The organism is Marixanthomonas spongiae, from assembly GCF_003095375.1.
GTDB lineage: Bacteria > Bacteroidota > Bacteroidia > Flavobacteriales > Flavobacteriaceae > Marixanthomonas > Marixanthomonas spongiae.
Map to the genome: position 1 here is coordinate 26,707 of NZ_QEHR01000007.1, position 13,236 is coordinate 39,942.

At 38.2% G+C, this 13,236-nt stretch carries 16 protein-coding genes and 2 pseudogenes; 6 read left to right on the top strand and 12 right to left on the bottom strand.

Going from position 1 to position 13,236, the window contains the following annotated elements; genetic code table 11:
- Window positions 1-8: 8 nt before the first annotated feature.
- The 8 genes and pseudogenes from DDV96_RS11235 to DDV96_RS16010 all read right to left on the bottom strand — a co-directional run.
- The gene (locus tag DDV96_RS11235) at window positions 9-461 is read right to left on the bottom strand and encodes a heme-binding domain-containing protein (RefSeq protein ID WP_116694871.1); all 453 of its coding nucleotides are present in this window, start codon (window positions 459-461) and stop codon (window positions 9-11) included.
- Window positions 461-1,066 (bottom strand): DUF3347 domain-containing protein, encoded by a 606-nt coding sequence (locus tag DDV96_RS11240; protein ID WP_116695093.1) that lies wholly within the window; start codon window positions 1,064-1,066, stop codon window positions 461-463. Before DDV96_RS11240 ends, DDV96_RS11235 begins: the two co-directional genes overlap by 1 nt.
- 26 nt (window positions 1,067-1,092) lie before the next feature.
- A complete protein-coding gene (locus tag DDV96_RS11245; RefSeq protein WP_116694872.1) occupies window positions 1,093-1,629 on the bottom strand; it encodes a DUF3347 domain-containing protein in 537 nt (178 codons plus the stop codon).
- Window positions 1,630-1,697: 68 nt separating this feature from the next.
- Window positions 1,698-2,018 carry a four-helix bundle copper-binding protein gene (locus DDV96_RS11250; protein ID WP_116694873.1) on the bottom strand — a complete coding sequence of 107 codons (321 nt, stop codon included), beginning with the start codon at window positions 2,016-2,018 and terminating at the stop codon, window positions 1,698-1,700.
- A 42-nt stretch (window positions 2,019-2,060) separates the two neighbouring features.
- Window positions 2,061-2,294 carry an SHOCT domain-containing protein gene (locus DDV96_RS11255; protein WP_116694874.1) on the bottom strand — a complete coding sequence of 78 codons (234 nt, stop codon included), beginning with the start codon at window positions 2,292-2,294 and terminating at the stop codon, window positions 2,061-2,063.
- 35 nt (window positions 2,295-2,329) lie between these two features.
- The gene (locus DDV96_RS11260) at window positions 2,330-2,905 is read right to left on the bottom strand and encodes a hypothetical protein (protein ID WP_116694875.1); all 576 of its coding nucleotides are present in this window, start codon (window positions 2,903-2,905) and stop codon (window positions 2,330-2,332) included.
- 25 nt (window positions 2,906-2,930) lie between these two features.
- Complete coding sequence (locus DDV96_RS11265; RefSeq protein WP_116694876.1) at window positions 2,931-3,125, bottom strand: SHOCT domain-containing protein; 195 nt, start codon at window positions 3,123-3,125, stop codon at window positions 2,931-2,933.
- 12 nt (window positions 3,126-3,137) lie between these two features.
- Window positions 3,138-3,395: pseudogene (locus tag DDV96_RS16010) on the bottom strand (multicopper oxidase domain-containing protein); the annotation flags it as partial.
- A 137-nt stretch (window positions 3,396-3,532) separates the two neighbouring features.
- On the opposite strand from DDV96_RS16010, the gene DDV96_RS11275 reads away from it, so the two are divergent.
- The 6 genes and pseudogenes from DDV96_RS11275 to DDV96_RS16015 all read left to right on the top strand — a co-directional run bounded on the left by DDV96_RS11275 (window position 3,533) and on the right by DDV96_RS16015 (window position 8,790).
- Window positions 3,533-3,826 carry a phosphoribosylpyrophosphate synthetase gene (locus tag DDV96_RS11275; protein WP_116694877.1) on the top strand — a complete coding sequence of 98 codons (294 nt, stop codon included), beginning with the start codon at window positions 3,533-3,535 and terminating at the stop codon, window positions 3,824-3,826.
- Between the two features lie 21 nt (window positions 3,827-3,847).
- Complete coding sequence (locus DDV96_RS11280; RefSeq protein WP_116694878.1) at window positions 3,848-6,004, top strand: copper-translocating P-type ATPase; 2,157 nt, start codon at window positions 3,848-3,850, stop codon at window positions 6,002-6,004.
- Window positions 6,004-7,185 carry an MFS transporter gene (locus DDV96_RS11285; protein WP_116694879.1) on the top strand — a complete coding sequence of 394 codons (1,182 nt, stop codon included), beginning with the start codon at window positions 6,004-6,006 and terminating at the stop codon, window positions 7,183-7,185. The genes DDV96_RS11280 and DDV96_RS11285 overlap by 1 nt, the downstream gene beginning before the upstream one ends.
- A pseudogene (gene traM / locus DDV96_RS11290) lies at window positions 7,172-7,708 on the top strand (conjugative transposon protein TraM); the annotation flags it as partial. The gene DDV96_RS11285 and the pseudogene traM, both read left to right, overlap by 14 nt.
- A 31-nt stretch (window positions 7,709-7,739) precedes the next feature.
- Window positions 7,740-8,579: a DUF4138 domain-containing protein gene (locus tag DDV96_RS11295; protein WP_116694880.1), complete on the top strand. Its 840-nt coding sequence runs from the start codon at window positions 7,740-7,742 to the stop codon at window positions 8,577-8,579.
- Window positions 8,580-8,586: 7 nt separating this feature from the next.
- On the top strand, window positions 8,587-8,790 hold the full coding sequence (locus DDV96_RS16015) for a hypothetical protein (RefSeq protein WP_240607711.1): 204 nt from the start codon (window positions 8,587-8,589) through the stop codon (window positions 8,788-8,790).
- A gap of 172 nt (window positions 8,791-8,962) precedes the next feature.
- Here DDV96_RS16015 and DDV96_RS11305 read toward each other — a convergent pair whose 3' ends face one another.
- The 4 genes from DDV96_RS11305 to mobB form a co-directional block, all read right to left on the bottom strand.
- Complete coding sequence (locus DDV96_RS11305) at window positions 8,963-9,751, bottom strand: nucleotidyl transferase AbiEii/AbiGii toxin family protein (protein ID WP_116694881.1); 789 nt, start codon at window positions 9,749-9,751, stop codon at window positions 8,963-8,965.
- A complete protein-coding gene (locus DDV96_RS11310) occupies window positions 9,748-10,536 on the bottom strand; it encodes a type IV toxin-antitoxin system AbiEi family antitoxin domain-containing protein (RefSeq protein ID WP_116694882.1) in 789 nt (262 codons plus the stop codon). Before DDV96_RS11310 ends, DDV96_RS11305 begins: the two co-directional genes overlap by 4 nt.
- Window positions 10,537-10,610: 74 nt before the next feature.
- Window positions 10,611-12,170 carry a type IV secretory system conjugative DNA transfer family protein gene (locus tag DDV96_RS11315; RefSeq protein WP_394340130.1) on the bottom strand — a complete coding sequence of 520 codons (1,560 nt, stop codon included), beginning with the start codon at window positions 12,168-12,170 and terminating at the stop codon, window positions 10,611-10,613.
- 26 nt (window positions 12,171-12,196) lie between these two features.
- Window positions 12,197-13,228 (bottom strand): MobB family relaxase, encoded by a 1,032-nt coding sequence (gene mobB, locus DDV96_RS11320; protein WP_116694884.1) that lies wholly within the window; start codon window positions 13,226-13,228, stop codon window positions 12,197-12,199.
- Window positions 13,229-13,236: the final 8 nt, after the last annotated feature.

The following is a 13,236-nucleotide window of genomic DNA, read 5'->3' on the forward strand; positions in this document are numbered from 1 at the left end:
TTAAGTTGCTACAAACTATTTTTAAGCAGGTTCATATACTTTATAATTTCTTTTTGATCCGTCTCGGAAAGTCTTGCATCCCTATGGATAATAGTATAGGAGTCCAATGGCATTTTATCGTCCTCAATTTGACTGATAATAGACCGTAGTTTGCTATTTTTCCTTCTGGCTGAATAATCCCCCCATTCATTAAAATTTAATTCATCTTTTCCTTCTTTAATGTGATCCTCCAAGAACCAGGCGGCCGGTTGTATTTTATTGTACCAAGGATAATCGGTATTGTTGCTATGGCAGTCGTAACAGGACATCTGTAATTTGTTTTGTATGGTGGCAGGCACTTTATTTACTTCCATAAAATCGGTTTTTGGAACAGTATCACTTATGTTGCGACTTGCAGGTATAAATTGAATCGCCACAAATGCAACCAACAAAATCAATAGAATGATTTTGATAATTCTCATTAATTAATTTCCCTTTGTATTTCCCCACATTTCATCATTTTACTTCCAAAGTATGGATTTTTAATTTCTTTGGTAGCACTTAACCATTGCGCCCCTTTATTATCATTGTACATCGGGCAAAAATCCTGATACAGCTTCATATCAGTTCCTGTTATCGCAATCATATCTATCACATCCTTGCTCAATATGTCGAAATGCTCCCGTTGATGCTCAATAGGGCTTTCTGAAATATGCTCTGCGTGTTCCTTGGCATCTTCAATGATGTCTGTCAATTCCTGTTTTTCTTCTGAAGAATAACTGCTCTTATCAAAATTTTTAAAATCACCGAATAAATTTCCTCCGGCCTTGGCGGCTGCTTCTTGATCATCGGCCACAAGGGCATTTTTTATTTGTAAATAATTATCGATAATTGCATTTGTAGCATTATTACCCGAATTGTTTGTCATCATTTTCTCGGAGCCTTCGTGATTATGCCCCTCATCTTGATGCATTTCATTGGACATTGGTGCTCTTTCCCCGTCTTTTTTTCCATCTTTACAAGACATTGCTGTGAGGGTTACCAATGTCATTGTTAGGATACTTAGTGTCATTCTTACTTTTCTCATTTTGATTAGATTTAAATTAATACTCTTTATTTTGAAATGGTTTTCTCTACTGATCCACATTTAGGCATTTTATCACCAAAAAAGGGATTAGAAATTTCTTTGACGTCAGCATACCAATACGCTCCTTTATTATTAAAGGCCATTGGGCAGAATTTTTTGTAAATCGTGCCTCCAGATAGTGCATCTTCAAACATTGGCCCCGCCTTTTCTGTAAATTGCGCAAACAATTCACGTTGTTTTTCGATATCATCAGTATCTGCCATTTTTTGGGAAATGCTTTTCATTGTTGCTCTTTCTTCACTAAAGGAATCTGCCATACTTTTGGCAATTTCTTGTACCTGATTTGCATCCTCTTCAGTTAATGCCATCTTTATTTCCAGATAATTATGCCATATTTTACCGGTCATCCCATCTACAAAATCCTGATCTGCAATATCCGCCGTCATTTTTTCTTCTTTCTTTACTTGTTCTGGTGTATCAATTTTTACCGTTTGCTTTTCCTTACAACTTATAAATGCTATGAGTGTTAAGGCAGCAAACGATATTTTTATTAGTGCTTTCATTTTATCTTTTTAATAGTTAATAAGGATTTCCTCCTCTTATTTTCTTAAGAAGAGGAAATCCAAATTTATTATGCAAGGAACGCTTCACAGGCTTCTGCACATTTTTTACACGCCTCTGCACAGTCTTTGCAATGCTGAGCATCGTGTTTTGCACATTCCTCTGCACACTTTTTACATATCCTATGGCAGTATTCTACCATTTCTTTTACATCTGAATAATTTGCGGCGAGCAATTTTGCAGTTGCGCTACAAATTTCTGCACAAGCTCTATCTGTCCTAATACAATCTACCATCATTTGGATGTTGTCCTCGTCCAGACAGGCATTGGCACAATAATTACAATGTGCGGCACAGTTGTTCAATGCTTTAATCAATTTTTCATTTTTCATAGGTTCTAAATTTAAATTAATAATCAGTTACTTTATTGAAAATCACATTCCCAGTTTGTTATTGTCCTTGGGCTTTCTATTATTGGTATTGGTGGGATTAATTGTTTCTTTGCGTTCGATATATTCTTCCTTGGTAATTTCGCCTTTGGCGAATCGATTGTTCAGAACATCCATAGGATTTTCTTTCTTTACGGTATATTGTCTGTTTTTTCCATTATATAGAAATAAGACCAATACCAGTACAATCGGTATCAATATCCACCACCACATCATCATAATTGAAAATTCTTATTGTTCTTTTTCAGTTCTCTTTAGTGCTTATGCCCTTGGGCGTTCTTCATCTTGCCCTTCATTTTTTCCATCTTTTCCTTCATCTTTGGATCGTTCATCATTTTTTGCATCATTTCCCCCATCATTTCAGGGTTTTCGTCCATCATTTTCTTCATCCGTTCCTTCATTGCCTTTTTCATCATTTTGTTGTTATGGATTTCATTCATCAACATTTTACGGCCCTTCTCACTACCCATCATTTTGTCGAGCATTTTGGATTGCATCTTTTGCATCATTTCAGGATTTTTCTCCATCATCATTTGCATATGTGATTGCATTTTTTGTTTCATTTCAGGGTTTTTGTGCATCATCATTTTCATATTGCCAGATTCCATTTGTTCCATATGTTTTTGCATCATTATTTTTCTTGCCCTCCTATCTTGTTGGGCCTGGTCGAGAAATTCGTTGAACAGGTCTGGATTTGAAATTATTTCCTGATAAATCGATCCTCGATTGTCTTGAATAGCCATCGTTTCAGAAGCGTTGAATGTTGATTTACAACTAACCAGCGTTCCTACTGCTGCGATAATTAATAATGTTTTCAAAAGTGTTTTCATTTCATTTTTATTTAATTATTGTAGATTACTTATCGGTATTAATTGTTTCTTTACGTTCCAAATATTCCTTTTTTGTAATTTCGCCTTTGGCATAGCGTTCATCCAATATTTTCAGGGCATCCTTTCTTTTTTTCTTCTTTTGCTGTTTTCTACCAGAGTAGATAACAATACATAGTATTATAACCCCCAGTAAAATCAGCCAATCCCATTCGTACATCATAATAGTTGGTTTTTAGAATCTTGCGGAAAGCCCACCACCCGCACCGAAGCGGTTGTCGTAACTTGCCATCAAGGAAAAGTTTCGTGACAAATAATATTCTACTCCTGCATTCCAGGTCACTTCTTTGGCGAAATTATCGCCTACTGGAAGGTCGTCAACCCATCCGAAATCGGCTTGATATTCATACTCTCCAAATATTGCAGTTCTCGGAAATATGAGGATTTCCCGACTTAAGCTTATTTGAGGTCTTAATTTATTGTCAATGCGTAGCCTATGCGTGGGGCATTCGCATTAAGCAACTCAACTATACCGTCAACGAAAAATTAAACGGGAATGGTTTATTGACCTTTCAGAAATTTACAGAAGAAGATAATAGTTATTTTACAATAAACTATAAATAAAGACAAATGAAAAATTACGATACACTTTCAGAAGCCATAAACGATTTACAGGGAAAAGGTTATACATACGATTTCAATTTGAAGCCTGAATGCTTGGAATGTCCTTCTTTGAAAATTGAAATCCGGCCTGAAGATTTTAAAGTAGATAAAACCTATCGCTTTGAAGGAATGAGCAGTACCGACGATAATAGCATTTTATATGCTATATCTTCCAAAGATGGAATTAAAGGACTTCTGGTAGATGCCTATGGTGTATATGCCGAAAACATTTCGGAAGCTATGAGAAAAAAATTAAGATAAAAATCAACAAAAACAAAAATTATGGAAAATCACGAACATCATCATCACGAACATAATGGCAAAGGGAATGATCCTGCAAAGAACGAGGCATCAAAAAAAGAAGCTGAAATAGAGGATAACCTAGTCGAAAAAACAAAACACGGCCATAACAAAGCAATGGATGAAAGTGACCATTCGGGTCATAGTGGCCATTCAGGTCATAATCCAGGGCACGGAGAACACGGCCACGACCATCATAAAATGATGATTGCCGATTTCAGGAAACGGTTTTGGGTAACCTTAATCTTGACCATTCCCATCCTCATCATCTCCCCGATGATCCAAGGGTTTATTGGGTATGAGTTCCTGCTTCCCGGAAACCAATATATATTATTTGGCCTTTCTTCTGTAGTGTATTTCTATGGCGGCTGGCCATTTATTACCGGATTTTGGTCCGAAGTTAAAAAAGGTGCACCAGGGATGATGACCCTTATTTCTATGGCCATTACCGTGGCTTACGTTTATAGTTCGGCAACGGTGTTCGGCTTAGAAGGAGTTGATTTTTTCTGGGAACTGGCAACCCTTATTGCTATTATGTTGGTAGGCCATTGGATAGAGATGAAAAGCGTCCTGGGAGCCTCAAAGGCCTTACAGCTTTTGGTTAGTATGATGCCAGCCGAAGCACATCGTGTAGAAGGAGATACTATTGAGGATATAGCACTCGAAGATTTACTGAAGGATGACGTAATACTGGTAAAACCCGGAGAGAAAGTTCCTGCTGATGGTATTATAACAGAAGGCACCAGCTACCTGAATGAATCTATGCTTACCGGGGAGTCCAAACCTGTTAAGAAAGAAATAGATGATAAGGTTATTGGAGGTTCGGTAAACGGTAATGGCAGCATAAAGGTAAAGGTAGAGCATACAGGAAAGGACAGTTATCTCAACAAGGTGATCACAATGGTTGAAGAAGCACAAAAGTCCAAATCAAAAATGCAAAACCTCTCGGATAGGGCTGCAAAATGGCTTACCTATATCGCATTAGGTATTGGATTTGGCACATTGGCGGTTTGGCTAATTTTAGGCTTCCCTTTTGTGTATGCTTTGGAGCGTATGGTAACGGTAATGATTATTGCGTGTCCGCACGCTTTAGGTCTTGCTATTCCATTAGTGGTCGCTATTTCTACTGCGGTTTCTGCACAGAATGGATTATTGATTAGAAATAGAACAGCTTTTGAAGAATCCCGAAAAATAACGGCATTATTATTCGACAAGACTGGAACATTGACCAAAGGTGATTTTGGTGTAACAAGGGTTGAGTCGGTCAATCAGAAATATCCACCTAAAGAAATTTTGAGGCTTTCAAGTGCATTGGAACAGAGTTCTGAACACCCTATTGCGGTTGGAATAATTAAAAAAGTAAAAGAAGATAAAGTTATTATTCCAAACCTTGAAAACTTTAACGCAATTACCGGTAAAGGAGTTGAGGCCAACGTAGATGGGAAAGAAATAAAAGTTGTAAGTCCCGGATATTTAAGGGATGAAAAAATAACTATTCCAGAGGATGCCTATAGCGATGCCGCAGAAACTGTTGTTTTTGTCTTGATTGATGGAAAACTGGCAGGATACATAGCATTGGCGGACGAAATTAGACCGGAATCTGCCGATGCCATCAAAATTTTTAAAAAGAATAATATTAAAGTTTTAATGGCTACTGGTGATAATGAAAGAACTGCCAAAGCTGTTAGCGATAAACTCGGCTTGGATGGTTACTACGCCGAAGTTTTGCCACATCAAAAAGTGGAAATAGTAAAAGAATTGGAAAGTAAGGGAGAGTTTGTGGCAATGACAGGCGACGGAGTGAACGATGCCCCAGCTTTGGCGCAGGCCAATGTGGGTATTGCGGTAGGTTCTGGTACAGACGTAGCCGCTGAAACCGCGGATATTATTTTGGTAAATAGCAATCCGCAAGATATTGCTAACCTGATTCTTTTCGGCAAGGCTACCTACAATAAAATGATCCAGAACCTTGTGTGGGCAACCGGGTACAACGTTATTGCCATTCCGTTAGCTGCTGGGGTGCTTTATTCTACCGGTTTTGTTTTAGGCCCAGCCGTTGGAGCGGTACTTATGAGTTTGAGTACAATTATTGTGGCCATTAATGCCCAGTTATTGAAAAAGAAAATTGGAAAAAAATAATGAGCAAAAAAAGAAAGCTCGGCAGGATCTTTTTGGTCCTGCTGAGTTTATTTGTAGTGATGTTGGGTTATGGTATTTTATTGCCAACCCTTCCTTACTATACCGAAAGATTAGCTTTAGGAGATAACCTAGATACTGATTCGATTAACTTTCATATTGGTTTTTTGACCAGTATTTATCCGCTCTTCCAGCTTCTTTTCGTTGTACTCTGGGGCAGGCTATCCGATAAATACGGACGAAAGCCCATTATCATTGTTGGGCTAATCGGCTTTGTAATTATGCAATTACTTACCGGTCTTGCTACATCATTGACGATGCTCTATATAGCTAGAATCTTCGGAGGTATTTTTACATCAGCTGTAATTCCCGTTAGTAATGCATATCTTAGTGATATCACTTCTATAAAGCACAGGACCAAGGTTATGGCCTGGTCTGGGGTAGCGATAAGTTCAGGTGTTATTTTTGGTCCTGTTTTAGGTAGCCTTCTATCCCAAACCAATCTACATTTCAAGTATTCCTTGGGAATATTACATTTGGATCGCTTTTCAATCCCCTTTCTCCTAGTTGCTCTTTTGGGTTTTGTTATATTGAGCATACTCATAAAATGGCTTGGGAACACAACACCTATAAGTCGGTTTGTTTCAGAAGCACAAAAATTGAGCTTTAGCTTTAGTAGGTTCTTTACTGTCCTATTACTGCTTTCTTTTGTAATGCAATTCGTAATTACCCTCTTCGAAACGGTTTTTTCAATTTACGGAAAAAATGAGTTGTTATTTTCTAGTAATCAAATAGGCATTGGCTTTATGCTTTGTGGAGTGGTAATGGCTGTATTACAGCCAGTATTTGCAACCTATGGGGAAAAACTATTAACGGCAAAGCAGCAAATTGCAGCCGGGTTGTTTATTTCAGGAATTTCAATGATTGCATTCCCGTTTTTTAATAATGAATTTGCCGTCTATTTATTAATCATCATATTCGCCGCAGGAGGTGCTATGGTGACCCCAAGCCTACTTTCAGCTGTTTCCCAACTTTCAAAAGGAAATGCGGGCAGCAATATTTCTATCCAAACATCGGCAAATAGTGTGGGACAAATTTTAGGTCCGGTTATAGGGACTTGGCTTATTACAGGTGGTTTTTATTTTCCCTTTATTATTGCCGGCAGCAACAATAGATTCTGCTGAAGTAAAGCGGGAACAGAAAATTCAAGCGAAAGAATTAGGCTTGGAACATCAATTGTTCTTCGCTGCTTCGCCTAAACCCAATGAAGTATCCATCATCGGTAATACTGATGAAACTATTTACGTGGTCGTTGATGGCGACCAAATTGTAAAAGCAAATACCAGATTACGAATGCGCCTGACCAAAACTGCTACGATTAATGGCAAAAAAATGCCTAAGAATACACCTATTTTCGGCTTCATAAGTTTTCAGCCTAATCGGGCTTTAATTGAAATTGAAAACATAAAGCACCATCCCACAAAACTTAAAGCTTTTGATTTATCTGATGGAAGCGAAGGCATCTACGTACAGAACAATTTTAGGGCAGAAGCCACCACCGAAGTCTTGGACGATATTATTGGCGACATCAACATACCTACCGTTCCGCAAGTAGGTGGCGTAACAAAGGTGCTCAGACGTAGCAACCGCAATGTAAAAGTTACGGTACTGAACAATTATAAACTCATTCTAAAACCCAAGTTATGAGCCCATAATGGGCAATTAAAATTTCACTCTTATGAAAAATTCAATTATAATAATAGTCCTTGTGTTTATTTCCGCTTTCGCAAAAGTAAAAGCACAAACCACTCATTCACTCGACACCATTTATGCAAACGATACCAAAAATGTTGCGTTATTCTTTCCAGAACCCATACGGCAAGGCATAACGGGTTCGGACAATTTTGTATTTACCTACAACCGTGAAAAAGAACAGTATTTTGGGCTTCTTCAAGCAAAGCCTGGAAAGGAAAGTAATTTACTGGTACTCAACAGAAATGGTTCAATTTTTTCGTATATTGTAAGATATAAAAAACGGCTTTCTAAGCTCAATTATTTCATTCCGCTATCAAGTAGTATCGGTAATGAAAAACCGATTGTAAAGGATTCGGTTCTTGCTGAATCTTCTGAAGAACTTGGAGATATCAGCACCTATTATTATCAAAAATTCTGCTCGTATCTTCTCAATAGAAAACAGCGCATAGGTCGAATCAAGAAACGAAACGAAGGTATTATCTTGACCGTAGAGAATATTGTTTTTGATAAGGATGAACTCTATTTCGTTATTGAGATTGAAAATAATTCATCATTGGATTACGATTTGAATTTATTGAACCTGTCGATTGAAACAAGACAAAAAGGGAAAAGGAAATCTTTACAACGACTGTATCAAGAACCGATATATAAACATAATCTGCCGTCCAAGATTAAGGAAAATGAAAAGGCTCGATTTGTTTATGTATTGCCCAAGTTTTCATTATCCGATGACCGTAGGGCAATTTTGGAATTGAATGAAAAGGATGGCGAACGAAACATTGAAATGAAACTATCACATAGATATATTAATAACCCAAATTAATACTGTTATGAAAAAAATTGTTGTTTTCTCGCTCATAGTGCTGTTCCTTTCTTGTGCTGATTCCGAAACTAAAATCTCGGGGCCAAGTGCCACAGCCCAAATTGTTATTGAAAGCTTTTATGAAAAAGATGAAGAGACTTTAAAAGCTAACTCAACACCACAGGCATATTCTAACTATATGAATACTATAAATATGTTAATGCTACGGTAAAGGATGATTCCAACTTTACTGTTTTGCAGGATACGATTATGGGTGACGTGGCTTGGGTAAAATATACAACAGCTTACGATAAAACACCTGGTGTTTTTAAACTGGTCAAACAAAATGGCAAGTGGCTGGCGGATGCGAGAGGCTCAAAGGATAAATCGCCTTTTTAAAATAATCACATTCTTGGAATAACCGTTTCTTTCAACCAATGGAAAGCAGCTTTTTGATCGTATAGGATTTCCGGCCGTAACAAACCTTCCATATCGCCTTCAAAAGCTGCATCGTTTTCCTTGGCTTCCATATTTTGTAGGAACTCTTTTTGGGAAGGGACTTTGCCAACGGAAAATTCCATATAAACCTTAAAGCACTTGATAATCTCATCAATATCGAGTTTCATATTTTGTCTGGAATAATCCAGATCAAACAAATCCCTTCCTTTACTTCGTTGATAAAGCGCCCTCAACTTCGTGCCCAAAAGTTCATTGATTTTATATGTTTTAATATCAGCTCTCCCCGAAAACCAAGGGTTCGCCATTTCAAAAGGGAAATCTACCCAATCGAGTACGTTGAAGTGTTCTTTACAATTAATCTCTAATTTTAGTCGGCGACGCTCATTTTCATATTCCGATGTAAAACGGTACAGTGCTTTTGCTCCGTGTCCGCGCACCTGTGTGCGCCTATCTTCTTCAAAAAACGTGATCACTTCACCTATACGCTTCATAATAGGTTTTATAGGACCTTCCTCAATCTGAACAAGATCGATATCCTCGGAATATCTGGGTGCAGGGTTCAGGTACAGTTTATGCAAAGCGGTGCCGCCCCGGAAAGCAAGGTTTTCCCTTAGAAAATCATCGGCAAAAATTGCTACCAACGCCCGACTAATAATCAAATCCTGTTCAACCTGTGCAAATTCTTTCCAAGATGCGTATTCCCGCCATTGGGCTATATAAGGTTTTGAAATCATAGGTCGCTTTCTAACTGTAGGTTAGTATCTACCTTCCATTTATTATCCACCGAACCGGGTCTTTGCTGGTTGGTTGGCTTTAATAAAACCGGATGTATTTTTTGTTTTTCCAAATGTTGAAAAATTAAAGCAGAAAAACTATTCTCTTCATCTATTTGATCCAGTAAAAAACCTAATCGTTGAAGTGTGGCTTTGTTGCTATACCAACTCAATAAATCTTCTAGGTCTTTTTGGTTGACTTCTTCCAATAATTCTTCAATGGTGGATAACATTCGGTTCAGCCCGCCTAATTTGTTCTGATAATGTACCAGATCGGCCAAGGTTAAAGCCGGACTGGAAATATGGTAGATTCCGGCATCTGATTTTTTTGAAAGTATATTTTGTTCCGGCCAAGCGGAAGTGGTCAAAAAACGGATATCAATGGCCGATTTCTGAATATCCAATAGTTTCGGGGAGGATGTCATTACATAATCGCGCTGAGATTGTTGATGGCTTGCTCCATAGGCTTTTGCTGCACTGTAAAAACCTAAATAATAACTACGGCCTAAATAATCGAAAAGTTTGTCGATATAGAGATTTATGGGAAGTTTTCGAAAACTGGAATACCTTGGGGTCAGTATAAGGTAGAAGCCCTTTCTTAGATTGAGGACTTTGTTCTTTTCGATCAGATGAGCCAATTCCTGCCAAATTGCGTTTTTGCTCTTCTGGGTTCGGCTCATCAATTCTTCTAGGGAAAAAGAATATTCTTCCACAGACAGCAATTTGTCGATATATTCCGCCACCATAACTTTAGTAATTATTAGAGCAATATATGTATTTTAGACATAAAACTAAAATAAATGCTACGATATTTAAATATTTATTCAAATATCGACCTCGCCTCCTCATAAATTCCCCCAAAATTAGCCGCTAAATCTGCTTGAGAAAATTGTTTTGATTCTTCAAGGAGCTCTCGCTGAATCTTCTGTAATTTAAACTGCACTTTTTTGTCCCTTCCATCCGCATACGTAATGAACTCGCCTTGTTTCAATCTGAAAAAAACATCTGCCCTAATCTTTGGGATTTCCTTTTCGCCGGTTGTAATACGGGTATCAAAATCGAGATTGTGTCCACGACTTATGCTCTTAGTTGGGTCTTTAATTATTTCAAAAAAGCGTTCGTAATATTTAGCGGTGTCCGGGTCGTTTACCTTGCCGAAAAATTGATAGGAAAGGTTGCTCAATATGGCCTTGCTCGCCTTATCGCCGTACATCATATCGTTTTGGATTTTGTCCTGCATCACATATATGGTTGCAATATCATAACTCCGCAGCGTTGCCGGAATGCGGTGCATATTCAATAATCGTATGGTCGGCGCTTCTTCCATCAACAGAAAGGAAGGTTTGGAATTCCGTACACTCATTTGTTTGGTGATCGTATGGATAATGGTAGCAATAACTGGCGAATACGAAGTCTCGAACTTGGGGTTGTTCACGATCGAGATAACTGCGGGATTATCTTCATTATTGATGTTGAGTGACACTTCATCTCCGGACAATGTCATAAAAATGCGTTGTGTACTAATTCGTTTTAAAGCATTGGCCAAAGTGCTTTTTACCCCAGCAGTTTGTCGCTCGGAGTCCTTACCGCTAATAAAGGCATCTGCCATTGCCCGTGATGTCGTATTGGTTTCTAAAAACTGGATAAGGCTGTCCGTATCGAGATATTGATAAACGGCTATTAAATGCGGAAGTGTACAGTATTTTGGATAGGTGGTTTTTAGTTTCCAAATCAACCCACCAATCAATCCCTCCGCGGCATCATTGAAAAATTTGGTCGTCCCCGAAGTGCCGGATTCCCTTTGCTCCAAAAGGTTCTCTATCAACACCCGGGAAACCTCGTTTACGCTCTCCTCGTTCTCTAAGTAACGTGGAGCGATGGGATTGACCCTGTGGATGATATTATCGAAGGAAATGACCTTAAACGGAATATCGCTATCCTTGAAAAGCGGATATGCCATTTCCGTCAGCTCAAAATCTTTGTAGTCGTGGATGATTCCACAAAAGCCTTCTTTCTGGAAGTGTTTCAAAAATCCATAAACGACACTTTCGGTTTTTCCACTTCCGGCAGAACCTATTATGGATGCGCCCCTTTTGATATTATCCAATTTGAAATTTCCCTTGGTCGAAGCAAAATTGACTTGATATTTTCTATCGCCATTTTTTACATTTTCAGTTTTATGCAGAAAGACATATAATCCTATATTAATTAGCATTAGAGGACACACCAGATACAGCAATATTGATACTAATTCGTTCTGTTCAGTTAAATAGAAACCCAAGCACGAAAGCATTATGAAATTCAAGAAAAGCGCATACTTGCTCACTAGAAACATCCCATAAAACACGGTACTGGCCACACCAATAATTGAAAGTATCATTATGGGATTGTTTATTTCCATATCAATTAAATTCCTATTGAACTTGATTTGATGGCGACTTCAGCACCACGTCTTAACCGTTTGAAAACCCGAAGTGCAATTTGTGCTTGACTAACTGGAATACTTGGAACTATCGGTAATCCTGTTTTGGTTATTATTTTAAACGCCAACGCCTTTTCGTTTGCTGGTAATTTCATCAAGGCAGCAAAATATAGATTGGGATTTTTCACAAAATCCTTTCTTGCTTTGTAGGTCTCGGCAAAGTTGCGTTTGTACCCAAAAGCCTTGTCGAACGTCTTTTCTGCTTGTTCAAAAAATTTATCCCGGTCAAAACCTCGTTTAACTTGTTTCCCTCTCATCTCGACATCGGAAGCCTTGTATTTGCTCCCGGGCGAAAGGCTGAACGAATTGGAGGCATCCTTTCGGCTCAAGATGATATGGATATGACTTTGGCTCCCGGCCTTTGGCATTCCCTGGACAATTCTTTTTCCTTCCTGTTGGTGTGGGGCTTGCTTTTCTAATTTTACGATTTCCCTTTCCCGCTTCCTAACACTTCCTTCCATCGAGCCGTATTTAATACTTCGAATCTCATTTTTTAGCTGAAGTATTTTGGTGGCAAAGGGTTGGTTTTCCCTGATCTGTTTGTCCGTTCCCTTAAACGTTCGCTGGTGTTCGATTTTCGCATAGTATTTTATATCGTCAATATTTACAGGTCGTCCTTTAATTTCTCGGTTGAACGATGCCACATAATCTTTCATCAGCTCGCGCGTGTATGTTTTTAAATCTTGACTGCTGTTCTCCAATTTCTTCAATTCATACTTAGACGGGCTGACAGTAATTGAGTAAAATTTGGGCTCTTTCTTTTTTAATTTTGCGGTGTTTCCATCAATTTCTTTTACGACTTCTTCAGCAGAAATCTCATCGCCATATTGATTAAAAAAATATTCCATATCAGCTTTTTTTAAACCCTCATTTTCTTTTTCTAAATAACCTACAAAATCAGCTGAACTCTGACTGTAATTTGCTCCCAATTTTTGGGGTGTGATTGTAATGTACATAGCTGAAT